Source organism: Neisseria sp. P0009.S008 (assembly GCF_051958615.1).
Lineage (GTDB): Bacteria > Pseudomonadota > Gammaproteobacteria > Burkholderiales > Neisseriaceae > Neisseria > Neisseria subflava.
Genome location: NZ_JBQCVG010000001.1, coordinates 218,779 through 241,696 on the forward strand (window position 1 = coordinate 218,779; position 22,918 = coordinate 241,696).

General features: G+C 50.4%; 23 protein-coding genes. 8 read left to right on the plus strand and 15 right to left on the minus strand.

Annotated elements, in window-relative coordinates; all coding sequences use genetic code 11:
- Positions 1-52: 52 nt before the first annotated feature.
- The 8 genes from ACTHSQ_RS01040 to ACTHSQ_RS01075 form a co-directional block, all read right to left on the minus strand.
- Positions 53-1,141 carry a methyltransferase gene (locus ACTHSQ_RS01040; protein ID WP_440370965.1) on the minus strand — a complete coding sequence of 363 codons (1,089 nt, stop codon included), beginning with the start codon at positions 1,139-1,141 and terminating at the stop codon, positions 53-55.
- A gap of 36 nt (positions 1,142-1,177) precedes the next feature.
- Positions 1,178-2,881, minus strand: coding sequence for an AMP-binding protein (locus ACTHSQ_RS01045; protein WP_440370966.1), 1,704 nt, complete (start codon positions 2,879-2,881; stop codon positions 1,178-1,180).
- Positions 2,882-2,893: 12 nt separating this feature from the next.
- Positions 2,894-3,199, minus strand: coding sequence for a hypothetical protein (locus ACTHSQ_RS01050; RefSeq protein WP_440370967.1), 306 nt, complete (start codon positions 3,197-3,199; stop codon positions 2,894-2,896).
- Between the two features lie 312 nt (positions 3,200-3,511).
- Positions 3,512-4,051: a hypothetical protein gene (locus tag ACTHSQ_RS01055; protein ID WP_440370968.1), complete on the minus strand. Its 540-nt coding sequence runs from the start codon at positions 4,049-4,051 to the stop codon at positions 3,512-3,514.
- A gap of 72 nt (positions 4,052-4,123) precedes the next feature.
- Complete coding sequence (locus ACTHSQ_RS01060) at positions 4,124-4,375, minus strand: acyl carrier protein (protein WP_003685738.1); 252 nt, start codon at positions 4,373-4,375, stop codon at positions 4,124-4,126.
- Between the two features lie 12 nt (positions 4,376-4,387).
- Positions 4,388-4,648, minus strand: coding sequence for a phosphopantetheine-binding protein (locus ACTHSQ_RS01065; RefSeq protein ID WP_003685586.1), 261 nt, complete (start codon positions 4,646-4,648; stop codon positions 4,388-4,390).
- Entirely contained in the window at positions 4,645-5,403 is a 759-nt protein-coding gene (locus ACTHSQ_RS01070) for a lysophospholipid acyltransferase family protein (protein WP_440370969.1), read from the minus strand. Before ACTHSQ_RS01070 ends, ACTHSQ_RS01065 begins: the two co-directional genes overlap by 4 nt.
- Positions 5,400-6,161 carry a beta-ketoacyl synthase chain length factor gene (locus ACTHSQ_RS01075; protein WP_440370970.1) on the minus strand — a complete coding sequence of 254 codons (762 nt, stop codon included), beginning with the start codon at positions 6,159-6,161 and terminating at the stop codon, positions 5,400-5,402. The genes ACTHSQ_RS01070 and ACTHSQ_RS01075 overlap by 4 nt, the downstream gene beginning before the upstream one ends.
- A gap of 110 nt (positions 6,162-6,271) precedes the next feature.
- On the opposite strand from ACTHSQ_RS01075, the gene ACTHSQ_RS01080 reads away from it, so the two are divergent.
- From ACTHSQ_RS01080 to ACTHSQ_RS01090, 3 genes are all read left to right on the plus strand, one after another.
- On the plus strand, positions 6,272-6,760 hold the full coding sequence (locus ACTHSQ_RS01080; protein WP_440370971.1) for an ApeP family dehydratase: 489 nt from the start codon (positions 6,272-6,274) through the stop codon (positions 6,758-6,760).
- Positions 6,761-6,825: 65 nt separating this feature from the next.
- A complete protein-coding gene (fabG, locus tag ACTHSQ_RS01085; protein ID WP_070633570.1) occupies positions 6,826-7,554 on the plus strand; it encodes a 3-oxoacyl-ACP reductase FabG in 729 nt (242 codons plus the stop codon).
- Positions 7,548-8,783 (plus strand): beta-ketoacyl-ACP synthase, encoded by a 1,236-nt coding sequence (locus tag ACTHSQ_RS01090; protein WP_440370972.1) that lies wholly within the window; start codon positions 7,548-7,550, stop codon positions 8,781-8,783. Before fabG ends, ACTHSQ_RS01090 begins: the two co-directional genes overlap by 7 nt.
- A 94-nt stretch (positions 8,784-8,877) precedes the next feature.
- Here ACTHSQ_RS01090 and ACTHSQ_RS01095 read toward each other — a convergent pair whose 3' ends face one another.
- The 6 genes from ACTHSQ_RS01095 to rluD all read right to left on the minus strand — a co-directional run bounded on the left by ACTHSQ_RS01095 (position 8,878) and on the right by rluD (position 13,636).
- Entirely contained in the window at positions 8,878-9,402 is a 525-nt protein-coding gene (locus ACTHSQ_RS01095) for an RDD family protein (RefSeq protein ID WP_440370973.1), read from the minus strand.
- 91 nt (positions 9,403-9,493) lie between these two features.
- Positions 9,494-9,913: a hypothetical protein gene (locus ACTHSQ_RS01100; protein ID WP_003746427.1), complete on the minus strand. Its 420-nt coding sequence runs from the start codon at positions 9,911-9,913 to the stop codon at positions 9,494-9,496.
- 146 nt (positions 9,914-10,059) lie between these two features.
- Positions 10,060-11,061: a DNA polymerase III subunit delta gene (holA, locus tag ACTHSQ_RS01105; RefSeq protein WP_440370974.1), complete on the minus strand. Its 1,002-nt coding sequence runs from the start codon at positions 11,059-11,061 to the stop codon at positions 10,060-10,062.
- Entirely contained in the window at positions 11,061-11,540 is a 480-nt protein-coding gene (locus ACTHSQ_RS01110; RefSeq protein WP_003685752.1) for an LPS-assembly lipoprotein LptE, read from the minus strand. The genes holA and ACTHSQ_RS01110 overlap by 1 nt, the downstream gene beginning before the upstream one ends.
- 120 nt (positions 11,541-11,660) lie before the next feature.
- Positions 11,661-12,431, minus strand: coding sequence for a peptidoglycan editing factor PgeF (pgeF, locus tag ACTHSQ_RS01115; RefSeq protein WP_036473006.1), 771 nt, complete (start codon positions 12,429-12,431; stop codon positions 11,661-11,663).
- Between the two features lie 80 nt (positions 12,432-12,511).
- Positions 12,512-13,636 (minus strand): 23S rRNA pseudouridine(1911/1915/1917) synthase RluD, encoded by a 1,125-nt coding sequence (gene rluD, locus ACTHSQ_RS01120; protein WP_440370975.1) that lies wholly within the window; start codon positions 13,634-13,636, stop codon positions 12,512-12,514.
- Here rluD and ACTHSQ_RS01125 point away from each other — a divergent pair.
- The 5 genes from ACTHSQ_RS01125 to pflA all read left to right on the plus strand — a co-directional run bounded on the left by ACTHSQ_RS01125 (position 13,635) and on the right by pflA (position 20,793).
- Positions 13,635-14,438: an outer membrane protein assembly factor BamD gene (locus ACTHSQ_RS01125; protein WP_003685748.1), complete on the plus strand. Its 804-nt coding sequence runs from the start codon at positions 13,635-13,637 to the stop codon at positions 14,436-14,438. The genes rluD and ACTHSQ_RS01125 overlap by 2 nt on opposite strands.
- Before the next feature lie 321 nt (positions 14,439-14,759).
- Positions 14,760-15,917, plus strand: coding sequence for an ATP phosphoribosyltransferase regulatory subunit (locus ACTHSQ_RS01130; RefSeq protein WP_003685526.1), 1,158 nt, complete (start codon positions 14,760-14,762; stop codon positions 15,915-15,917).
- A 43-nt stretch (positions 15,918-15,960) separates the two neighbouring features.
- Positions 15,961-17,259 carry an adenylosuccinate synthase gene (locus ACTHSQ_RS01135; protein ID WP_440370976.1) on the plus strand — a complete coding sequence of 433 codons (1,299 nt, stop codon included), beginning with the start codon at positions 15,961-15,963 and terminating at the stop codon, positions 17,257-17,259.
- A 303-nt stretch (positions 17,260-17,562) separates the two neighbouring features.
- The gene (pflB, locus tag ACTHSQ_RS01140; RefSeq protein ID WP_440370977.1) at positions 17,563-19,848 is read left to right on the plus strand and encodes a formate C-acetyltransferase; all 2,286 of its coding nucleotides are present in this window, start codon (positions 17,563-17,565) and stop codon (positions 19,846-19,848) included.
- Between the two features lie 138 nt (positions 19,849-19,986).
- Positions 19,987-20,793, plus strand: a complete 807-nt coding sequence (pflA, locus tag ACTHSQ_RS01145; protein ID WP_036472999.1) for a pyruvate formate lyase 1-activating protein — start codon at positions 19,987-19,989, stop codon at positions 20,791-20,793.
- A 66-nt stretch (positions 20,794-20,859) separates the two neighbouring features.
- Here pflA and ACTHSQ_RS01150 read toward each other — a convergent pair whose 3' ends face one another.
- Positions 20,860-22,572, minus strand: coding sequence for a proline--tRNA ligase (locus tag ACTHSQ_RS01150; RefSeq protein ID WP_036473039.1), 1,713 nt, complete (start codon positions 22,570-22,572; stop codon positions 20,860-20,862).
- Positions 22,573-22,918 lie beyond the last annotated feature (346 nt).

Sequence of the window (22,918 nt, forward strand, 5' to 3'; positions counted from 1 at the left end):
AGCTGAAATGGCTGTTGGGGTCGGTTTCTTTTTAGGGTTTAAAAGATGATGTTCAGACGGCCTTAACGCAGCGCAAGATGCTGTGGCCGCGGCCGATGCCGTCTGAAATTTCCACTACTTTCAATCCGGCTTTTTCAACGCAACGGATCAGGTCTTCGGAGTGGAAGATTTTGCTGTTGCCGTTGGCCATGGCAGTGAAATACAGGCTGGTCATGGTCAGGCAGTAGGCGGCGGTTTCATAGCGTTGTCTGTCCCAGAAAGGCTCCATGATGTAGAGGCTGGTGTTTTCGCTCATGGATGCAGCGGCGCGTTGAAGAATGCTGGTGGCTTGTTCTTCGGTAAAACAGTCTAGGAATTGGCTCATCCAAATCGCGTCAAAACCGGTTGGGAACGGAATTTCAGGATCAAGCAGGTTGGCCGGATGGGCGTGGATACGGTCCGCGCCGTTTTTGCCTTTGGTCGCTTCGCGCATCAAGCCGATTTGTTGCGGCAAATCCATGATGGTAACTTCGACTTCGGCGTTGTAGCCGACGCATTGCTCCGCCCAGCGGCCGGTATTGCCTCCGACATCGAGCAGTTTTTTAACCGGTTTGGCGAACACGGTATTCAGTGCTTCGGCGAAGGAATTGTCGGAATAATAATGGTCGAATGCAAACCATTTTTCCTGCGCGATGCTTGGCAATGAAGACAAGCCTTCGTAAATGGTCGGCCAGTCGCCGAATACTTTCAGGCCTTCGGGCTTGCCGGTTTGCAGGGTTTTTTCCAGATCAAACATGCCTTGGTAGCAGATTTCCTGCGTGAAATCCATATTGACGCGGGCCATTTTGTCTTTGAGGACAAACCAACCGGCCTTGCTGATGAAATAGCGGTTGTCGCGAGTCAAGACAGTGCCGATAGACAGCGAGGCTTCCAGCAGGACTTGTGCCGCGTAGTTGCTGATTTTCGCTTTTTCGGCGATTTCGGCTTGAGTGAGGCCGTCTGGATGGTCGTTCAGCAGGTCCAGAATGCCAAATTTCACCATCAGGCGGGAAACTTGGAACACAATCGGTGCAAAAGCGATTTCTTGAGCTAGACGTTGAGCCTCGCCTGCGGACTGGTGTTCGTGGGAATAGCGTTGTTCTAGGGCAGGGAAGAGTTGCATATTGTTGGTTTTCCACTAAAAAGTTAATAAGTATATTCAGACGGCCTCAAACACAATCCGTCCTGATGCACACGGATGCTCTCCGTTGTTGATTTTAAAGCTCAGTTTGTTTTTACCTTCATCATATTTCAGCTCTACCGACACTTCATCGTGAGGACGGATAAACTGCTGATATTTTAGATTTTCAATGCGGATAACGCGCTGTTTACTCCATGGCTTGGACGCGATCAGGTTGCGCACCCATTGCAGCTCGACCACGCCTGGAACCAGCGGGAAGGTGGAAAAATGGCCGCCGAAATAAACCAAATCCAAAGGCACGCGCCCGATAAAAGTTTCGGTATTGGTTTCATCGTCAGATGATGTTTTCGACCAAACGGGCGAAGTTTGGGCAACGGTAAAGGCCGTCTGAAAATCTGCCGCGGCGATTTTGGCTTGGGCGTTGCGCGGCAGGCTGTCGGTAAAACGCCAGTAGCGCGGCAGGGCGATGGTGTCCTGCGTGGCGGCCAGATGGCGTTTAAGCGTATTGGCAACCGCAGCACGGCCTTTCTCGCGCAAGGCGGCAATACCGTTTGCATTTAATGCTGCCCATATGGCAATGCGTTGATGCTGCGGATGGCGGCCGCAGTGGGCGTCGGCAACCCAAGGGTGTTGTAAAAGTTCGTGTTCGATTTGGGTCAGCGACACGCGTTTGTCCTCAAATTTAATAATGCGGTCTTGGCGACCAAGTAACAGAAAACCGTCATCTTGTGGCTCAATCAAATCGGCTGTTTGACGGCGTTCGGGCGACCAAGGCGAAGAAGCCCACAGTGCGCCTTCTTCGTTTTGCCCGATTTCCACGCCTTTGAAAGGCTGCCATTCTTGGCGTTCGCAACGTGAGGCAATCACGCCGGTTTCGGTACTGCCATAAACTTCAAACGGGCGGACGGCAGCCTGTTGCAGCAAATTCGCTGTGGCTGAAGGAAGCGCGCCTCCGGCTGAGACAATGCCTGCAATTTTATGGCCGATACTCTGCCAGTTGCGGTTTTCGCCCAAGCGGTTGAGTACGGCTGGGCTGGCAATCCACACCACTTTATTATGTGCGGCTGTGCTGGAAAGCAGGTTTTCCGGATAAACCGCCTGCTGTCGTTCCATAGTCCAACCCATTGTCAGTGCGAGTGCGAAGCGGAAAGTGAAGCCGTAAAGGTGTTGCGGAATCACGCTGCCGACCACGGTTTCACCGTGTTGTCCAAATGGCAACGTATTTGCCAAAGTCAGGGCTTCTGCCTGCATTTGCGCGGCGGTTTTCACAATAATCTGCGCTTCGCCGCTGGAGCCCGATGTTTTCAGCCATGCTTCGGCATGGTCGGGAATCAGATAGTTTTCAGGATGGGTGTTCAGCCCTTCCAAATCTGTTTTAGCTAATACATCAGGCAAGTGCCAGATGTTCAGGCCGTCTGAAGACAGCTTTTTATCTGTTGAATCCGTTAAAAACGCTTCTGCCGTTTTCCCCCACGCCACATTGTCTTGCGCCAAATTGGGCAGCAATAAAACCTTTCCGCCAGAATGCCACACTGCCAACACGGCGCAGGCAAACAGCGCGGCATCGTCAAACCACAACGCGGCAGTTTGCACGTTTGCCATTTTCAGACGACCTGACAGCCGGAAAACCGCACGGTTGAAATCAGCGCGCGTCCAATTCGGATGAGTGGCGATAAGGTCTTGTTGGGGCAGGTCGGGGGATAGGATTTGGGTTAGGTGCATAATTATAATTTATTAATTAATAAAGAAATTAATTGCATCGGAAATGCGATTAATGGCTTCCATATCTTGTTTATTAATAGCTTGATGCAGTAAACCTGCAAGGATTGCGGAACGTGTTTCAGCAGGTATGACGCAAGGAGCCAAAATACCTCTTGATTGAGGGTAATCTCCCCAATGAATGCCCAATGCTTTTTCGGCTTTATTTTGGTTTTTGTGATTATATGTACCAATAATAAAGACTAGCCCCTCTTTGTCTTCATAAATCTCCAAGGGTTCTGGTTGACCGTCAATCCCTTTCCAGTAAGAAATCATTTTCATTGATTGTTTCCTTTTTATTAATATCTTAGGTAAGTTTAGGTTGGGTTGGAAAAACAATATTCCAAAAGTAAAGAAGCAAAGGTATGTTGCAGTTGTCTGTCAAAATCTAACTACCGTCATTCCGGTCAGTACAGGAATGGTGGTAAAAAGGGTAACCACAGCCTGCGAGGTTGATAATCTAATCTGAAAACTCTCTCCAATACCAAGTTATACCAAACCTTCCGCGTGCTGTGATTCGAGAATGCCCTCGTTGTTGAAGCTGTATTTTCCTTTGATATGAAATGAGTAATGATTGATGCGTTTTCAGACGACCTACACCTTCAATACGGCTTTCCGATACACCCACTCTCCAGCAAATAAAAGCCCCATTAACACATACGACACGATGCCGGTATAAGCCGCCCACCAATCGTAATATTGCAAGCCTGCCAAAATGGCGGCGGTTGCGCCGTTGAGGATGAAGAAGCCGCACCAGATTTGCGTAACGCGGCGGGTGTGGCGCACGCCTTCGGGCGGCAGGTCGGGGTGTTGCAGTCGGGCGAGGCGTTCGATGACGGTTTGTTTGGCAAACAGGCTACCGCCAAAAACGGCAAGCATCAGCGCGTTGACGGCGACGGGATACCAATACATCGAGTCGGGCCGTCTGAAAACCAGTACCGCGGCGAAAAAGGCGGCAAGGATAATCGCCGTTATGCGCTGGGCTGTGGTTTGCGGCATGGCGGCGCGTATCAGCCATAACACACACATGGTCGCTGCAAGCCAGAAAAATGCGCCGTTTTCCCTGCCGTAATACCATAGGAGCGGATAGGCGATGCTGGCGAGGGTAAGCAGGAGTTTTCCTAATATTTTCATGGTTGTTATTGATGTTCAGACGACCTTGCCGATTGACAAGGCCGTCTGAAAATATGCCGGTTTAAATCAGAATCAGGAATCTTGTGCTTGTACTTTTAAAACCGCCTGAACCACGTCTTCTACGGTGCGCACGTTGCGGAAGTCTTCGGCTTGCAGTTTGCGGCCGGTTTCGCGTTTGATGTGGTCGATGAGGTCGATGGCGTCGATGCTGTCGATTTCCAAATCTTCGTAGAGGTTGGTTTCGGGTTTGATGCGCTCGGGTTCGATTTCAAACAGGTTGACCAGTGCATCGGTCAGAAGGGTGCGTACTTCTTGTTCGGTCATATCGCTTCTCCTTTATGCCTGACGGCTTTTGACGAATTCTGCCAGTGTTTTGACGTTGGCGAAGTTGTCGCGCAGGTTGTCGTTTTCGCCGTCGAGTTGGAAACCGAAGGTTTTTTGCACTGCCAAACCGAGTTCCAGTGCGTCGACGGAGTCCAGACCCAAGCCTTCGTCGCCGAAGAGCGGGTCTTCGCTGCCGATGTCGGCAGGGGTGATGTCTTCCAGCCCCAAGCTGTCGATGATCAATTCTTTAATTTGGTTTTCTAAGTTATTCATGTGGTTTTCCTTGTGAAATAGTCTTGAAGGTATTCGTTTAAACGCCTTGCGGCGATGGGTAGGGGTTTTTCCGACAGCCATTCTTCGGGCAGGATGTCGTCGCCGACGGTGATTTCATAATGGATTTTGTGCGGCGGTATTTTGTACCAAGGCTGGCCTTTTTTGAAATTGGGCGGCGTCATTTTGATGCACACGGGGGTAATGACCGATGCGCTGCGCAAACCGAGCGATACCGCGCCACGGTGCATTTTAACCTGTCCGTCCCAGCCTGTGCGCGTGCCTTCGGGGAAAATCAGCATACTTTGCCCGCTTTTGAACACGGCGTCGATTTCTTCCAACATTTCCATGCTTTCGTCGTTGGGGATGTAGCCGGAAGCGATAATCTGACTCTTCATGCTGGGGTTGTTCAACAGGTCTTTTTTGACCAGTACGTTCGGCTCGGAATAGTGGCTGATCAGCAAGACGATATCCAAAAGCGAGGGATGGTTGGCAAGAATGAGCTGGCCGGGCCTGCCGAGTTTTTCCAATCCGTTGAAACGGACGCTCAATACGCCCGACCATTGCAGATAGCCGACGAAAAACCGCCACACGCGGCCTATCATGCGGCGGGCGGCAAGCTGGCGCGGGATGTCGCCTTTGGTGGACTTGAGCGTGTAGGGCAAAAGTGCGATTTTGAACAATACGCCTGCAACACCGAAGAGGATGAAGCCGAAGAGTGTGGCAAAAAAGCGACGGAAATAGTCTAAAGTCTTCATGCGTTTTTCTGCCAGTGCCAGTTTCTACCGGCATAGTGTTGCGTGTGTTGTCGGCCGTCTGAAAGCAGGAAGCGTACCCACTCCAAGCTGCTCCAATAGGGCTCGACTGTTGTATCGTTAGGGTTTTCAGACGGCCTCTCGGATGTGGTTTCCAAGCTTAAGGTATAGTCTTCGCCTTTGGTGATGACCAGTGCCAATGCATAGGCAAACGGCGCACGTGTAGCCAAGACGGGATAGTCTTCAGACAGAGGATCATCGGCGACAATCACTAAAACAGATGGCGCACCGTCTTGTAAAAGCGCGAATGCCTCGGTCAGCGCGGTTTCAAAGGAATCAGCGGCAACGGCTAACGCGGTATGCTCGCTCATGTCTTTACGCAACATCGACCATTGTCCAATCGTCGCGTTGTGAACGGACAGGCCGAATGAGGTCGGTGATACGGTATGCGTGTTCAAAAGCTCTTGCCACAATTCAAAGCTGCGGTTGCTTTCGCCGTCGTGCGAAACGTATACCGGTACACTTTCAGGATATTGGTCGGCCAGATTCCATGCGGCATCACAAACCAAGCGCGCCGCTTTTCCCAAGCGGCGGCGTTGCATAGGCGGCAAAAAGGAGAGCGCGGGTTTGCACTCCGGCAGTGATGCGGTATCGAGTTTTCCCTGCGCCCAGTCCCGCCATTGCTCCGGCGTACTGATTTTGCTGGAGGAGGCCTGCCATGCGGCGATATTGAAGCTGAAACGGCAAACGTTTTGAGGCATGATGTCTTTCAATGTTTTACATTTTCATACATTGTAATGAAATGGGTTAGTAAAAGCTAGGCTCTGTTATAATGCATATTGTAACGTAATTTATTCCCGGATGACATTTTATGCCTTCAATACCGAGTGCTCCGATTTATGATGTGGCTTCGCTGCTTCCGCACAGCGGACATATGGTGCTAATCGATTGTGTGAAAGAATTTGGCGATGACTACACAGTTTGCCGTGCGCCGGTTGGCGACAAGCATATTTTGCTGCAGGACGGCGTGTTGCCGTCTATGGCTTATATGGAATTGATGGCGCAGGGCATAGGCGCGTTTGCAGGCATTGAGGCTTTAAAGGCCGGAGAGCCTGTACGCTTGGGTTTTTTATTGGGAACGCGCAAGCTGGATTTGTTTGCTGATTCCGTGCCTGTCGGTACTGAGCTGGAAGTCAGGGCGTATGTGTCCATTCAGGATTTGGGCGGTATGGGCGTATTTGATTGCGAGTTGCGCTGGACGGATGCGCCGGAAGAAGTGAAGCATCTGTTGCCGCCGGACGGTTTGCTGGCAAAAGCTTCTTTAAATGTGTACAGTCCGAAAGACGGTCAAATCATTTAAACCGTTTACAAGGCCGTCTGAAAAGACAAAGATTCAGACGGCCTGTCGATATAGTGAGAAAACGTATGAGTGAAACTATTTTAATTACAGGGTCTAATCGCGGTATCGGCAAAGCCGTCGCGCTTGGTTTGGCGCAGGATGGCTTTGATATTGTCGTCCACTGCCGCAGCCGCCGCGATGAAGCGGAAGCCGTCGCGGAAGAAATCCGTATATTGGGTAGAAATGCGCGCGTGTTGCAGTTTGACGTGTCCGACCGAGAAGCCTGCCGTGAAATTTTGACTGCCGACATTGAGGCAAACGGCACATATTACGGCGTGGTGTTGAATGCCGGCCTGACGCGCGACAATGCGTTTCCTGCGTTTACTGATGACGATTGGGACTTGGTGCTGCGTACCAATTTGGACGGTTTTTATAATGTGTTGCACCCTTTGACCATGCCGATGATCCGCCGCCGCAAAGCCGGACGGATTGTGTGCATGGCGTCGGTGTCCGGTTTGACGGGCAACCGCGGTCAGGTCAATTACAGCGCGTCCAAAGCGGGCTTGATCGGCGCAGCAAAGGCCTTGGCGGTTGAGTTGGCTAAACGCAAAATTACCGTCAACTGCGTGGCACCTGGCCTTATCGATACCGATATTATCGATGAGAACGTGCCTGTCGAAGAAATCTTAAAGGCCGTCCCTGCCGCGCGTATGGGATTGCCGGAAGAAGTAGCGCATGCGGTGCGCTTTTTGATGGATGAAAAAGCGGCGTACATTACGCGCCAAGTGATTGCTGTGAACGGAGGTTTGTGTTGAATACCAGAAGAGTCGTAGTAACAGGTATCGGCGGTATTACCGCTTTCGGCCGTGATTGGCAAAGTATTCAGACGGCCTTTAAAGCCGAAAAAAACGCAGTCAAACACATGGACTGGAGCGAACGCTTTCCTGAATTGGAAGCGCAACTGGGTGCGCCGATTGAAGGCTATTCTCCTCCCGAACATTGGACGCGCAAGCAGCTCAGAAGCATGGGGCGCGTGTCGCATTTGTGTGTCGATGCGGCGGAACAAGCCTTGACGGATGCGGGCTTGCTGGGTGATGAAAGCATTACAGACGGCCGTATGGGCGTAGCGTGCGGTTCGTCTGTCGGCAGTACCAAAGACATCGGCGATATGGGCGAACTTTTGCTCACCGGCACATCGCGCAATTTCAACGCCAATACTTATGTGCGCATGATGCCACATACGGCTGCCGCCAATATCGGTATTTTCTTCGGCTTGAAAGGCCGCATTATCCCGACTTCTAGCGCATGTTCTTCGGGCAGCCAAGGCATTGGTTATGCCTACGAAGCGATTAAATACGGCCTGATTGATATGATGCTGGCTGGCGGCGGCGAAGAATTTTGTCCGTCCGAAGTTTATGTTTTTGATTCACTCTATGCCGCCAGCCGCCGCAACGGCAAACCTGAGCTGACGCCGCGCCCTTACGACAACGCTCGAGACGGATTGGTCATCGGCGAAGGCGCAGGCATATTCGTATTGGAAGAATTGGAACACGCTCGTGCGCGCGGTGCGAAAATCTATGCCGAACTTGTCGGCTATGGTGCCAACAGCGACGGCAGCCACGTTACCCAACCGCAAAAAGAGACCATGCAAAAATGTATGGAGCTTGCGTTGAAAGACGCCGGTATTACGCCTGATAAAGTCGGCTATGTCAGCGGTCACGGTACGGCGACCGAAAAAGGCGATATTGCCGAAACATTGGCGACTGAGGCAGTGTTTGGTTTTGTGCCAATGAGTTCGCAAAAAAGCTATCTCGGCCATACACTCGGCGCGTGCGGGGCATTGGAAGCCTGGTTTACCATCGAAATGATGAATAACGGCTGGTTTGCACCTACTGTCAATTTGGAGAACATCGATCCGCGTTGCGGCAAGGTGGATTACATTCAAACGGGCGGACGTGAGATTCAAACCGATTATGTGGTCAGCAATAACTTTGCTTTTGGCGGCGTCAATACTTCGCTGGTGTTCAAACGTTGGCAAGAATAATCATTGCTTGATTTCATAATTAAAGGCCGTCTGAAACTTATCTTGAGTTTCAGACGGCCTTTATTTTATTTAGAGCTTGAGCCGCTTTTGGATTTTATTCGTTTGTTTTCTTCTGATTTAAATCCACCAGCCTTGTTCCGGCCAAGAAGTCATAGAGGAACTGGCGGTCGGGATGGAACAGGGTGAAGCCCCATGGCAGGATGAGCCAAATGAGCGCGGCGCCGAATGCGCCTTTGGGCGGGATATTGAGTAGATGACGCAATCCGGCGTAGGCAAACAGGGGAATGAAAACAATAAAAATACTGGCCCAAATAAAGCGTAGGCGAAGCTGCGGCAGGGGCGGCTGGGTATCGTTTTTATCGGCTAAACCGATTTTCCACGTCTGCATGGCGAGGGTTTGGCCTTTTTTGTGCCAGTTGGCGCGGAAGTAGAGCCACCATGCGTAGAACAGAATCAGACAGGTTGTCAGCATGGACAGGCGCGTGGAAACGGGATTGAGAAAGATGGCGACAATACCGGCTGCAAGAGCGGCAATGCTGGTAACGGCGCCGGTCAGTAGAAGCTCGTAAAGCAGTGCGGCGAGGCGGCGTTTGAGTGGGGCGGTGGGAAGACGGGTCATAATGCGATGGAAACGGAAATGGGTTTGATGGAAATAAAAACAGGCCGTCTGAAACGGGATAGGATGTTCAGACGGCCTGTTACTGTCGGGATTAGCGATGTGGACGTTTTTGACCGCGTGCCTGTTGGGCAGCCATTTGGTTCATTTCCTGACGGGTTGGACGTTTTTTGAAGATGGCGTGCGCTTCGTCAACGGAACATTTTTGTGACAGGCAAACCAAGGTAATCGCGTCTTTTTGATGTTGGCCGCCGCTGTGGTACATACGGCGCAGGTTGGCTTCGTTGATACGGCCTTTTTCCGGATCGATGTCGAATTTTTTCAGGCGCTCGAGGAATTGGCGTTGCTGACGGCGTGAAGTCCAAACGAAACCTCCTGCGGCAGCGGCCACGATGATGACGGCCAACAGGATGGCCAGCGGCCATGAATCGACGATCAGAACGATGATGAGGCTTAATACGGCAGTGGTCAGCAGGGCCAGACCGCCGATGCGAAGTTTGGTTTTATTATCCATATGGTTGGTGTTTCCTTGTTTTTTGCTGGAAGAGGCCGTCTGAAATACGAGGTTCAGACGGCCTGAATTTGAGTTTACGCTATTTTACAGTATTTTCTGTTTTTGGGGCGTATTGCGTGCAAGTTTCTTGACGCGTGGCAACGGTTTCAAGCGGCCAGCGAGGTAACGAGTTGTTTGAACTCAGTCCATGCATCGCCTTCTTCCGCGCCTTTGATGATGCGGTCGATTTGGGCGCAGGTTTTGAGCGCGTCAAGCAGGCGGTTGATGGAAATGCGTTTGGCCGCCATCGGTGCAAGGGTCTGCTTGTCGCCCCATAAACGCAGGCTGTTGCGCAGGCTTTGGATGTTTTGTCCCTGCTTGAGTGCGGCCGTGAGGCGGATTAGGGTGCGGATGTCTTCTGCAACCGCCCACAACAGCAAAACCGGCTCTTCGCTTTCTTCTTCCAAGCCGTCTAGCAAACGGGAAACGCGCAGGGCATCGCCTTTCATCCATGCGCCTGCCAGTTGGAATACGTCGAAGCGGGCGACGGTGGCAATCGCGGCCTCTGCATCGGCAATATTGATCAAATGGCCTTGGGGATGGAGCAGGGCGAGTTTTTCGATTTCCTGACGGGCGGCCAAAAGATTGCCTTCGACGCGCTCGGCAAAAAGGGCAAGTGCTTCAGGTTCGATATCCAAACCCTGCTGTTTCAGACGACCCTGTATCCATTGCGGCAAAGCATATGGCGCAACGGCTTTGGCTTCTAAGACGATGCCTTTACCTGCCAATGCGGAAAACCATTTGGACTGGATTTGCGCTTTTTCAAGCTTGGGTAGGAGGATGAGCGTAACCGTATCTTCGGGCAGGCGTTCGGCGAAGGTTTGCAGGGCATCGCCTCCGTTTTTGCCGGGCTTGCCGTTGGGAATATGGATTTCCAGTAGTTTCAAATCGGCAAACAAACCTGCGCTGCCGGCACTTTGCAACAGCTCGTTCCAGTCAAAATTGTTTTCGGCGGTATAAACTTCGCGGTTGAGATAACCTTGTTTTTTTGCGGCTGTGCGCAGCGTATCCAAAGCCTCGATGCGCAACAAATCCTCTTCGCCGTGGATGATATACAACGGTTTGAGCAGCGTATCGGGGCGCAGGCTCTCAATGGGCGCGGCAGCCATTATTGCGCCTTCAGGAAAGTCAGGCGGCGGACGATTTGATCTGCGGCGTCGATGCGCATTTCAGACCAAATGGTTTCTTCCTCTTCCTGTTTGCCCAAAACTTCGCTGTCGGCGTAGTCCATGGTACGGTGAACCTTAACTTCTATCGGTTCGCCAACCGGCTCACCGTTACGGAAGGCTTGGACTTTGACGGTCATGGCCAGTAGGTATTCGTTAATCGCGGCGGCGCGGGTGATGGTGTAGATATCACGGCGTTTTTGAAAGTCGACAACGCGCAGGGTGATTTGTGATTCGGCTTCGCTAACCGGATGACCGTCGGCACGGCGTAAGGCATTTTCCAGCGCTTTTTGCATGACGGCTCCGCCTTCTACATGCCAGTTTTGATAAGGCAGCGGCTGAGAAGTCACGCCTGTGCCTTTCAGGTGGAAACCGCAAGAGGCAAGCAATAGGGCGAGTGCAGGCAATAGGATTTTTTTCATTGGATATTCCTTCGTTGAAACCAGTTACGGTATCGTCGGATTATAACGAATAATGTTTAGGCCGTCTGAAACCGCAAACGGAAAGTATTTCAGACGGCCTTGTCTTTGATGGCTTAAATCTTATTTTTCCAACCAAATCAGGCTGACCATGCGGCCGGTTTGCCCGTCGCGGCGGTAGGAGAAGAAAGTATCGCGTTCCAAGACGGTGCAATGGGTGCCGCCATAAATCATGTTCACGCCTTCGCGATGCAGAACCATGCGCGCCAAAGCGTAAATGTCGGCAAGGTATTTGCCGCCGCCGATGTCTTCAAACGCATTGGCAGCTTCCGGCATGGGGGTGCAAAACGCATCAAATACATCTTGTCCCACCTCAAACGCATCAGGGCCGATGGCAGGCGCGAGATAGGCCATGATTTCCAACGGCTCGACATTCATTGCCGCAATGGTGTTTTGCAAAACGCCGCCGGCCAAACCGCGCCAGCCTGCATGAGCCGCTGCAACGACTGTACCCGCTTTGTCGCAAAACAAGACAGGCAGGCAATCGGCAGTCATTGAAGCGCAGGCGACTGTTCCCGTCGTATCAACCGAGGCATCGGCATCAGGCGTATTACCTAATGCTTCGGTGGCATTTACAACAATGCTGCTGTGGATTTGATTGAGGTAGGCAACGGGCAGGCCGACTTGTTCCTGCACGATTTCGCGGTTGCGGAGCACGGCTTCCAGCTTGTCGCCGACGTGTGAGCCGACATTCAGGCTGCGGTACACGCCTTCGCTGACACCGCCGTTGCGTGTGGTAATAAGCGTTTTAATATTAGCAGGGGCAGGCCAGTCGGCAGTCAAAAAATTCTTGCCTTGGGGAGCGAGGTTTAGGGTATCTGTGATGGTTTTCATAATTTTAGAATCGCTGAAATATTGGAACGGATTGATTTCAGACGGCCTGAAATAATATTTAGGCCGTCTGAAAAATGGGTTTAATCCCTTACATAAACGACTTCGACATCGTAGTCGTCTTCATTCCAATCGTCGTCATCGTCCATGCCGAATTTCTCTTGCCATTCTTCCTCGTTGCTTAGGGATGAATCTAAACCGGCTTCCAGACGCAGGACGGAAAGCAGGTGGTACATATCGTCAGGCATAGGCGCTTCAAAGGAAACGGTTTCGCCGGTTTTCGGGTGCACAAAGCTCAAACGGTAGGCATGCAGGGCTTGGCGTGCGCCGAGGGTTTTGATGGCTTCTTTAACCGCGTCGCTGCATGGATGGCGCAGGTTGCCGTAAACAGGGTCGGCGGCCAGCGGATGGTTGGCTTCGCGCATATGAACGCGGATTTGGTGTGTGCGGCCGGTTTCGAGCGAGCATTCGATGTAGCTGTGCGCCAGATAACGTTCCAACACTTTGACATGGGTAATGGCAGGTTTGCCGCCGAATTTGACGACTGCCATTTTCAGGCGGTTGTGCGGATCGCGGCCGATTTGGGTTTCGATTTTGCCGTCGAAAGGAACAATGCCGTTGGCGACTGCACGGTAAATGCGTTTGACTGTGCGCTCTTGAAGCTGTTGAACCAGTGAGTTTTGCGCCGGCAAGGTTTTGGCGACCACCATCAGACCGCTGGTTTCTTTGTCCAAACGGTGTACGATGCCCGCACGCGGCACTTGGCTTAATTCAGGACAGTGTGCCAACAGGCCGTTGAGCAGGGTGCCGCTCCAGTTGCCTGCGGCAGGGTGGACGACCAGTCCGGCCGGTTTGTTGATGACGATGACGGCATCGTCTTCATAAATGATGTCCAAATCCATCGGCTCGGGCGTGAACGCGAGGTTTTCTTCGCTCGGACGTACCGTAACGGCAATCAATTCACCGCCTATCATTTTATCTTTGGGTTGCGCGGGCTTATCGTTTACAATGACTGCACCCTCTTTAATCCACGAACTCAGGCGGCTGCGCGAGTAGTCGGGCATGAGTTTGGCCAATACGGCATCCAGCCTTCCGCCTGCCATTTCGAGCGGAACGGTCAAATTAACACAACTTTCTGTTTCAGGGGATGACGGAAAGTCTAAATCATCGCTATAATCTGCTTCGTTATCAAAGGAAGTATTCTGCATGAAAAAAATTCTTTTAGTAGTTTCTTTAGGTTTGGCACTGAGTGCCTGCGCAAATAAAGGCACAATCGATAAAGACGCCCAAATTACTCAAGATTGGAGTGTGGAAAAGCTTTATGCCGAAGCGCAAGACGAATTGAACAGCAACAATTATACGCGAGCTGTCAAGTTATACGAAATTTTAGAGTCCCGTTTTCCAAACGGCCGCTATGCACAGCAGTCCCAGTTGGATACGGCGTATGCCTATTATAAAGACGATGAGCCGGAAAAAGCCTTGGCTGCCATTGCGCGCTTCCAACGCCATCATCCGCAACATCCGAATATGGACTACGCGCTGTACTTGAAAGGTTTGGTCCTGTTTAACGAAGACCAGTCTTTCTTAAACAAGCTGGCTTCCCAAGACTGGTCCGACCGCGATCCGAAAGCCAACCGCGATGCTTATCAGGCGTTTGCAGAGTTGGTTCAACGTTATCCAAACAGCAAATACGCTGCCGATGCAACCGAGCGTATGGCTAAGTTGGTGGACGCTTTGGGCGGTAACGAGATGTCTGTGGCGCGTTATTACATGAAACGCGGTGCTTATGTCGCAGCGGTCAACCGCGCGCAAAAAATCGTCGCCCGTTACCAAAATACCCGTTACGTTGAAGAAGCTTTGGCGATGATGGAATTGGCGTACAAAAAACTGGATAAGCCGCAACTGGCTGCCGATACACGCCGTGTTTTGGAAACCAACTTCCCGCAAAGCCCGTTCTTGCAACACGAATGGCGATCTGACGATATGCCTTGGTGGCGTTACTGGCGTTAATCGTCGGGTTGTTCAGGCATGAATAAGGCCGTCTGAAAACGATGCAGCTATGCATTTGGTTTTCAGACGGCCTTTGTTTTTAATGTTTTTTACGCTTTCTGTAAACAGGGTGCAAAATTCGTTTTAATATGGTAAAGTCTGATTTTAATAACTCGACGGTTTGAAGCCGTTACTCAGGGGCTGTTTAAATTTAAAATCAGTTTTGTTGAAGCCGCATCGGATTTGTCGTTGATGCATTCAGGAAAATTTCAGTCGTCAGGCTGGTTTGGTTTTAAATTTAAGCAGCCCTTTATGTTTACAAAAAAACAGAGGTAGATTCTCATGAAGTCTTGGCAGCTTCCTGAACACGTTGCCGACGTGTTACCGACCAATGCCCGACAACTGGAAAGCGCCCGTGAGCGGCTGTTGGCTTTGTTCCGCGTGCATGGTTATGAATTGGTGCAACCACCATTGATGGAATACAGCCATTCCTTATTGACACATATCGATGCCGGTTTGTCGTTGAAAACCATTTTGGTCGTCGATCAACTCAGCGGCCGTCAACTCGGTATCCGCGCGGATATTACGCCGCAGGTGGCACGTATTGATGCCCACTTGCTTTCTGCCAATCAAGGTATCAACCGTTTATGCTATGCCGGTTCGGTGCTTCATGCGCGGCCTGACGGATTGCTCAATATGCGCGAGCCTTTGCAGGCGGGTGCGGAAATGTACGGCTTGGAAGGCATTGAAGCGGATATTGAATTGATCGATTTGATGCTGAAAAGCATGAAAATCGCCGACATGGGCGAGGTCTTGCTTTCATTGGGCCATATCGGCGTATTCCGTGCTTTGGCAAATGCCGCGCATTTGAATGAGCAGCAATCGGCAACCCTGCTTTCATCGATGCAGGACAAAGATGCCGAGGCTGTCAGCCAGTTGGTCAAAGAGTGGAAACTCGACGGTATGTGGGCAAAAGCGTTTTCATTGTTACCACGACTGTACGGCGGTCGTGAAGTGCTGACTTTGGCTAGAGAGAAATTACCGGAATTGTCTGCAGTCAGTGTGGCTTTGGATGAATTGCAGGCAGTATGCGATGCGTTCCCAAATCAAAAAGTGCATATCGATTTGTCGGAACTGCGCGTTGACAATTACCATACCGGTTTGCTTTACGCGGCTTATGGTTCAAACCGTCATGATGCTGTGGCACGCGGCGGCCGTTATGACGGATTGGGCGGATACTTCGGACGCGCACGCCCTGCGGCCGGATTCAGTTTTGATTTGCGCAGCTTTATCGGCCGCCTTCCTGCTATCGGACGGGAATCCGTGGTGGCTGTCGATGTAAAAGACATGCCTGCGGCTCAAGAAGCGGTAGATGCTTTGCGCGAACAAGGACAATGTGTCGTTATCGATTACGGTATCGGCTATAACGGTTCGGAAGAGGTTACAGGCCGTCTGAAACAGGTAGACGGCGTTTGGAAAGTAATCGCTTTGAACGATTGAGTTTTATTTTGAAATTTTGTATCTGAAATAAGGTTAGATGGCTATGGCTAAAAATGTTGTCGTAATCGGTGCCCAATGGGGTGATGAAGGCAAAGGTAAGATTGTTGACTGGCTGGCGGAAGAAACCAGTGGTGTAGTACGTTTCCAAGGCGGCCACAATGCCGGCCATACTTTGGTCGTCGGTGGCAAAAAAACCATTTTGCGCCTGATTCCAAGCGGCATTTTGCATGAGACTTTGGACTGCTTCATCGGCTCAGGTGTTGTCGTTTCTCCTGAAGCATTGTTGGGCGAAATCGATGAATTGAACGCTGCCGGTGTGAAAAACGTCGAAGGCCGTCTGAAAATTGCGCCAACCTGCCCATTGATTCTGCCTTACCACATCGCGCTTGATCAAGCTCGCGAAGCTTCCCGGGGTAAAGGCAAAATTGGTACAACCGGTCGCGGCATCGGCCCCGCTTATGAAGATAAAGTTGCCCGCCGCGCGATTCGCGTGGTGGACTTGTTGCACCCTGAAAAACTGGTTGAGAAACTGGAAGCTGTTTTGGCTTATTACAATGTTCAGTTGCAACACCTGCACAATGCCGAGCCGGTAAAAGTTGAAGATGTGATGGCGGTCATTGAAAAAGTTGCACCGCGCATTACGCCGATGATTACCGATGTTTCCCGTGTTTTGAACGAGAAAAACCGCAAAGGCGAAAGCCTGTTGTTTGAAGGTGCACAAGGTACGTTGCTGGACATCGACTACGGTACTTATCCGTTTGTGACTTCCTCCAACTGCTTGGCTGGTGCCGCTTCTGCCGGTGCAGGTGTAGGTCCGCAAATGCTGGATTACGTTTTGGGTATCGTTAAAGCCTATACTACCCGCGTGGGTTCCGGCCCATTCCCGACTGAATTGTTTGACGAAGTGGGCGCAGGCTTGGCTGAACGCGGCCATGAATTCGGCTCTGTAACCGGTCGTGCGCGTCGTTGTGGCTGGTTTGACGCGGCTGCTCTGAAACGCTCTATTCAAGTTAACGGCATTTCCGGCATGTGCATTACCAAGCTGGACGTGATGGACGGTATTGAGAACATCAATATCTGTGTAGGTTATGAATTGCCTGATGGCAGCAAAACCGACATTCTGCCTTGCGGCTCCGATGCGGTAGAAACCTGCAAACCGATTTACGAAACCATGCGGGGTTGGAGCGAGTCGACTTTCGGCGTGAAAGAATATGACAAGCTGCCTGAAAACGCTAAAGCTTATCTGAAACGTATTGAAGAAGTGTGCGGTGCACCTGTAGCCATTGTTTCAACTGGTCCTGACCGTGAAGAAACCATCGTTTTGCACCACCCGTTTGCTTAATTGATTAAGTGAATAAAAGGCCGTCTGAATGTTTCAGACGGCCTTTTATATGAAATGCAATAAAAATTCAGCCCTGAAGGATGTCTGTCTTCAGGGCTTAATTTCGTATTCTACGCCGTTTTTAAACGCGAGTGTTTGGAAACCGAGATGTAGTGCCAAGTAATAATTATTCTCATTGATGTAAGTCAAGAAAAGGCTAGTCTGTAATTTTATTTCAAGAAAACTCCTGTAAATGGAAGGGTATTAGTGCTATCCTTTCAGAAAATTTACGGTCTATATTTCCAATAAAATTAGGAGCTTGATATGTCAAATGATGTTCAGCAACGTCCAGCCGCTTGGGAAGGTTTTACTGGCGGCAACTGGGAAACCAACGTAGATGTTCGCGATTTTATTCAGAAAAACTACACGCCTTATGAAGGCGATGCCTCTTTCTTGGCACCTGCAACCGAAGCCACAACCAAACTGTGGGCGGACGTATTGGAAGGTATTAAAGTAGAAAACCGTACGCACGAGCCGTACAAAATCGACGCGCAAATCATATCCGGTATTACCAGCCACGCTCCAGGCTACATCAACAAAGATTTGGAAACCATCGTCGGCCTGCAAACAGACGAGCCTTTGAAACGCTCCATCATGCCGTTTGGCGGTTTGAAAATGGTGCAAGACGCGTGCAAAGTGTACAACGTTGAATTGAATCCCGAAGTCAGCGAAATTTTCACCAAATACCGCAAAACCCACAACCAAGGCGTATTTGACGTTTATACGCCCGACATCCGCCGCTGCCGTAAATCAGGTGTGATTACCGGCCTGCCGGATGCTTATGGCCGCGGCCGTATTATCGGCGACTACCGCCGCGTGGCATTGTACGGTATCGACTTCTTGATGAAAGACAAACTCAACCAGTTCAACTCACTGCAAGCCGATTTGGAAAACGGTGTGGACTTGGAAGAAGTCATCCGCCGTCGTGAAGAAATCAACGAACAATACAAAGCCTTGGGTCAAATGAAAGAAATGGCGGCTTCTTACGGCTACGACATTTCCGGCCCAGCAAAAAATGCACAAGAAGCCATCCAATGGACTTACTTTGCCTACCTTGCTGCCGTTAAATCTCAAAACGGCGCAGCGATGTCCTTCGGCCGTGTGTCTTCGTTCTTGGATATTTATATCGAACGCGACCTGAAAAATGGTGTGATTACCGAAACCCAAGCGCAAGAATTTATTGACCACTTGGTGATGAAACTGCGTATGGTTCGTTTCCTGCGCACTCCGGAATACGATCAACTCTTCTCCGGCGACCCGATTTGGGCAACCGAATCTATCGGCGGCATGGGCTTGGATGGCCGTACCTTGGTAACCCGCACCAATTTCCGCGTGCTGCATACCCTGTACAACATGGGCCCGTCTCCTGAGCCAAACATCACTGTATTGTGGTCAGAACAACTGCCGCAAGGCTTTAAAGAATTCTGCGCCAAAGTATCTATCGACACTTCGTCTATCCAATACGAAAACGACGACTTGATGCGTCCTGATTTCAATAGCGATGATTATGCTATTGCCTGCTGCGTGAGCCCAATGATTGTCGGCAAACAAATGCAGTTCTTCGGCGCCCGTGCCAACTTGGCAAAAACCCTGCTGTACGCAATCAATGGCGGTGTGGACGAGAAATCTAAAGAGCAAGTTGGTCCGAAAACCGAACCGATTATGGACGAAGTCTTGGACTACGACACTGTCTTTGCGCGCATGGACCAATTCATGGATTGGCTGGCAACCCAATACGTTACTGCCTTGAACATTATTCACTACATGCATGACAAATACAGCTACGAAGCTGCATTGATGGCATTGCATGACCGTGATGTGATCCGTACGATGGCTTGCGGTATTGCCGGTCTGTCTGTGGCTGCCGACTCTCTGTCTGCCATTAAATACGCCAAAGTGAAACCGATTCGCGACGAAAACGGCATTGCCGTTGACTTTGAAATCGAAGGTGAATACCCACAATTTGGTAACAACGACGACCGCGTTGACGATATCGCCTGCGATTTGGTTGAACGCTTCATGAAAAAAGTGGCAACCCACAAAACTTACCGCAACGCCACTCCGACTCAGTCCGTACTGACCATTACCTCCAACGTCGTGTACGGTAAGAAAACCGGTAATACTCCAGACGGCCGCCGTGCAGGTGCTCCGTTTGGTCCGGGTGCAAACCCAATGCACGGCCGTGACGTCAACGGTGCAGTCGCTTCATTGACTTCCGTAGCCAAACTGCCATTTGAGTTTGCCAAAGACGGTATTTCCTATACCTTCTCCATTATTCCTGGCGCGTTGGGTAAAGACGAGCATTCTCGTGAACGTAACCTTGCCGGTCTGATGGACGGTTATTTCCACCATGAAGACGGTATTTTGGAAGGCGGTCAACACTTGAACATCAACGTATTGAATCGCGAGACTTTGGAAGATGCGATGCACCATCCGGAGAAATATCCGCAGTTGACCATTCGTGTGTCCGGTTATGCGGTTCGCTTCAACTCGCTGACCCGCGAACAACAGCTTGACGTGATTACCCGTACGTTCACAGAAACCATGTAATCCGAGTGGGGAAACAAACCAGAAGCTAAATTTGCATTTGGTTTGTTTTGAAACAAAGCTCCAAGGCCGTCTGAAATGTTCAGACGGCCTTTATTATCGTACAATCCATATAAGCAAAAACATTTTGAGCCGAACACTATGTCCACGACTTTTGCCATTACCCCCGAGCCGGAACTGAAAGACCTTGGCCACCGTCACTATAACGGCAAAGGCATTATTCATTCGATTGAATCTTGCGGTGCTGTCGATGGTCCGGGCTTGCGCTACGTGCTCTTTTTGCAAGGTTGTCTGATGCGCTGCCTGTATTGCCATAATCGCGACACATGGGATCTCCATACCGAGCAGGCGCAGGAATTGGATGTGGCAACCGTGATGAAGCAGGTTATGACCTATCGTCATTATCTGCGTGCGACAGGCGGAGGCGTAACGGCAACCGGCGGCGAGCCGTTATTGCAATATGAGTTTGTACGCGATTGGTTTACGGCCTGTCGGGAACACGATATCCATACCTGTCTCGACAGCAATGGCTATGCTTTGCACTATGACTCGATTTTGGATGATTTGCTCGATCATACCAATTTGGTCATGCTCGACTTAAAACAAATCGATCCTGAAATCCATAAAGTGCTTGTCGGTATCCCAAATACCAAAACGCTGAAATTCGCGCGCTATCTTGCCGAACGCAATCAGCCGATGCGTGTGCGTTATGTGGTTGTTCCAGGCTACACCGATGATGAGCGTTCAGCGCATTTATTGGGCGAGTTTATCGGTGATATGGATAATGTCGAAATGGTCGAGCTTTTGCCGTATCACGAATTGGGCGCACACAAATGGGCTTTGTGTGGCGACGAATACAAATTAAAAGGCGTACATCCGCCGCCCAAAGAAACCATTTTGAAAATCAAAGAAATATTAGAGAGCTACGGAAAGAACATCATTTATTAAAATAGAAAAAGGCCGTCTGAAACGAGATAATCAGTTTCAGACGGCCTTTTCATGATTGAAAAAGACTTAAGCGTTCAATGCAGTCAGAACCTTGGCGACAACTTCTGATACAGCAACGGCTTGAGCCTGATTGTCACGGCGTTCGGCATATTCGACATTGCCTTCTTTCAATGCGCGATCGCCAATTACGATGCGGTGAGGAATACCCAACAGCTCGGAGTCATTCAGCAATACGCCCGCACGTTCGTCGCGGTCATCCAACAATACATCCGCACCGGCAGCCAAAAGCTCGGCATAGATTTTGTCAGCGGCTTCGCGTACGGCTTCAGATTTTTTGTAGTTCATCGGTACAATCACGACTTCAAACGGCGCCATTGCTTTGGTCCAAACAATGCCTTTTTCGTCGTTGTTTTGCTCGATGGCGGCAGCAACGACGCGGGTAATACCGATACCGTAGCAGCCCATTTCCATGATTTGGGATTTGCCGTTATTGTCCAAGAAGCTGACATTCATGGCTTGGGTATATTTGTCGCGTAGTTGGAAAACGTGACCGACTTCAATACCGCGCGCCAGTTTCAGACGACCTTGTTCGTCGGGGCTGATGTCGCCTTCGATGACATTGCGCAAATCGACAAATTCAGGCTCGGCAGCATCGCGGCCGAAGTTGAAGCCGGTATAGTGGTAGTCGTCTTCGTTCGCGCCGATAACCCAGTCTGCGCCTTTTTCGGTGGCGAAATCGGCATAGACTTTACCTTTGAAGTTGACAGGGCCGAGAGAGCCGCCGTTTGCACCGAACTGTTCAACAATCGCGGCAGGGCTTGCCATGGTCAGTGGCGATTTCACACCAGCCAGTTTTTCTGCCTTGATGTCGTTAAATTCATGGTCGCCGCGTAACAGCAGCAGGATGAGTTCGCCTTCGTTTTCGCCTTCAACCACGATAGATTTGAGGGTTTGTTCAACCGGAATATTGAGGAATTCAACTAAAGACTCAATGGTTTTGACATTTGGCGTATGTACTTTGGTCAACTCGGCCTGAGCAGCAGCGCGTTCGCCTTTAAGCGGCAAAGTCGGTGCCAATTCGATATTGGCGGCGTAATCGGAAGTGTCGCTATATGCAATAACGTCTTCGCCGCTTTCAGCCAATACTTGGAATTCGTGAGAGCCGGTACCGCCGATGCTGCCGGTATCTGCGGCAACAGGACGGAATTTCAAACCCAAACGGGTGAAGATACGGCAGTAAGCGTCATACATATTTTGATAGGTCGTCTGAAGCGAGGCATAGTCGGCATGGAAGGAATAAGCGTCTTTCATGACAAACTCGCGCGCGCGCATCACACCAAAACGCGGACGTACTTCATCGCGGAATTTGGTTTGGATGTGGTAAAAGTTTTTCGGCAGTTGTTTGTAGCTGTTGACTTCTTTGCGCACGATGTCGGCAATCACTTCTTCACAAGTCGGACCCATACAGAAATCGCGGTCATGACGGTCTTTCAGGCGCAGCAGTTCTTTACCGTAAAACTCCCAGCGACCGGATTCTTGCCATAGTTCGGCAGGTTGTACCACCGGCATCAGCAGCTCCACGCTACCTGCGCGGGCCATTTCTTCGCGCACGATATTTTCAACTTTGCGCAATACGCGCAGGCCCATCGGCATCCAAGTATAAAGACCGGATGCGTTGGCTTTGATCAAGCCGGCACGAATCATCAGCTTGTGGCTGGCAAGTGCGGCTTCGGCAGGGGCTTCTTTAAGGGTAGAAATGAAGAACTGGGAGGCTTTCATGGCGTATTTTTCTTTCTTAAAAATAAGTGCGTATTGTAACGCAAAATGTGTGGCCGCGCGTCTTTTGAATGGCATCTGATGAAATCGGCCGTTGTTTCACGGAGCTTTGGATTCGGAGCGATTTTTAGGGATGTCAACCCTAATTTATGCACAAAACCGCATAACCTTGTTTTACCTATAAATTTTCACTGTATGATTATAGTAAAATTCTATAAACATAACTACTTGATTTTATTATGTTTTATTTGATTAAATTTTAGTCAATTTAAGACTTGGTTTGTTCCTAAAGAAAATTTTACGATTACCCAAAGCTTATCAACAGATTTATCCACAGAGATTGTGTATA